Origin of the sequence: Rahnella sp. BCC 1045 (assembly GCF_019049615.1) — a bacterium.
GTDB lineage: Bacteria > Pseudomonadota > Gammaproteobacteria > Enterobacterales > Enterobacteriaceae > Rahnella > Rahnella contaminans.
This window is the reverse complement of record NZ_JAFMOZ010000019.1, coordinates 1-446: the sequence shown is the minus strand read 5'-3', so window position 1 is coordinate 446 and position 446 is coordinate 1. Positions and strand designations below refer to the sequence as shown.

The following is a 446-nucleotide window of genomic DNA, read 5'->3' as shown; positions in this document are numbered from 1 at the left end:
TCCGTCGGCGATCTCGACGTGGTCGCCGGTGTGGATGACGGCGTCCATGCCCTCGGCGGCCTTCGGCGAAGCGATGAGCAACTCACCGTCCTCGACGCTCAGGCGCGGGCGCCCGGCGACCTCGCGCTCCAGCCAGGTCTCGGGGAATCCGGCGAGCCCGTCGTGGACGGCGATCGCCGCACCGGCCTCGGAGCTCGCGTAGATCCATGAGATACGTGCGTCGGGGAAGACCTCACGCAGTCGGTCGAGGATGCCCTGGTCGACGGGTTCGCCGCCGAGCGTGATCTGTTCGAGCTTCAGCTGGGCGAGCACGTCACCGTTGCGCCACAGCGCTTGACGCCAGAACGTCGGCGTGCCGGATGCCGCCGTCACGCCCGCCGCGAGCGCCTGCTGCGGCCACTCGTCGAGCTGCGAGGGTTCGACGAAGACGACGTCCTGCCCGGGCA

The 446-nt window shown here is 70.4% G+C and carries 1 protein-coding gene; it reads right to left on the bottom strand.

The features are described 5' to 3' along the window. Positions 1-446, bottom strand: a 446-nt coding sequence (locus tag J1782_RS00100) for an AMP-binding protein (protein WP_217151884.1), incomplete at both ends; no start/stop codon positions are given.